Here is a 1,322-nt window from a genome sequence, read left to right on the forward strand (position 1 = left end):
GGCGGGGCCGTGGCGGAGAGGGGGACGTGGCCGCCGGTGGCCAGGCCGACCTGGCCGGTGAGCTGCTGGCGCAGCAGGTCGAGGTCGCCGGCCACGATCAGTCCCTTCTCGGCCATCACCTGGAACAGGCCGAGCGCGCGCTGGTTCTGGAGTTCGGCGGTGGCCATCCGGGCCGCCTCCAGCTGGCGGCTCATCTCGAAGGCGCCGGCGGCGTCGCCGGGGTGGGTGATCAGGTAGTGCCGGATCAGGCCCTCACTGTTGGTGAGCATGCCGTCGAACGCGTCGGCCTGCCGCTTCGTGGACTCGATCTCGTACCCCTGTTTGATCGCGTCGAGCTGGCCGCCCCGGTGGGCGCCGCCGACGGCGGGCAGGTGTTCGGCGGAGTCGCGGCGTTCCTTCCAGTCGGCGTCGATCAGCGACTCCAGGAAGGCCAGCGCCTTGGTGTCGGGGCGTACGGAGGCCCGGCAGCCGTCGACGACCAGCCCCTGGGGCAGGTTGGCCGGGGCGCCGCAGAGCTGGTTCAGCCGGCCCTGGAGGCCGAAGGAGTCCTCGATGGAGAAGAGTTGTCCGGCGCCGTGGATCAGGCTGGTCAGATGGCCGTGGACGAGGGGCAGCGGGTCGGTGAGGCCGGCCCGGACGAAGTCCTCGGCGCCCTTCCAGCCGTCGACGCGGAAGGTGAAGGAGAGGGTGACCTCGAAGGCGTGGACGCCGTCCCGGGAGATCAGGGGGTTGTTGCGCAGGACCGCGCTGCGGTGCTGGGGCCGCATGTCGACCTCGTAGCGCGTGCGGTAGCGGGAGAAGACCTGCCGGCCGGGGGTGAGCGGACGGCCGTCGAAGCAGACCACCTCGCCGGAGGCGGTGGCGTAGACGACGGCTAGGTGGGGTTCGCGCGCCTTGGTGGGGCCGACGGCGAAGCGCGGCACCGGCGACTGGTTGACGATCAAGGACACCGGCTGGGTCACCGGGCACCTCCTGGCCGATCGGGCGGAGCGGGCGGTCTCGGTCGCAGTGCGCTGCCGAGGACCGCCGCGGAGCGGGGCAGGGGACGGAAGGAGTCGCGTTCGTTCCAGTGCGCGACATGGCGCTGGAGGATGCGGCCCGCGCGGGGACTGCGGGTGGCGACGTCGTCGGCGAGGAGTCGGACCAGGTCGTCGAGGAGCAGCGGGTCGTTCTCGCCGTGGGCGGCCCATTTCTGGAGGACGCTCTCGGCCTCCTCGCCGAAGAGTTCGCCGCCGATCACCTCGGCCCACAAGTAGCCGAGCAGCCGCCGTAGTTCACCGCCGGGCGGGTCCTGTGCGGCGAGCCGCAGCAGGGTGGGGCAG

The 1,322-nt window shown here is 72.3% G+C and carries 2 protein-coding genes; both read right to left on the minus strand.

Annotated elements, in window-relative coordinates; translation table 11 throughout:
• The coding region (locus tag AOK08_RS39030) for a hypothetical protein (protein WP_157876987.1) at positions 1-962 on the minus strand (962 nt) is incomplete at its 3' end.
• A partial coding sequence (locus tag AOK08_RS39035; RefSeq protein ID WP_157876988.1) for a hypothetical protein occupies positions 959-1,322 on the minus strand: 364 nt, incomplete at its 5' end. The genes AOK08_RS39035 and AOK08_RS39030, both read right to left, overlap by 4 nt.

Source organism: Streptomyces graminilatus (assembly GCF_001418565.1).
GTDB classification, from domain to species: Bacteria; Actinomycetota; Actinomycetes; order Streptomycetales; family Streptomycetaceae; genus Streptomyces; species Streptomyces graminilatus.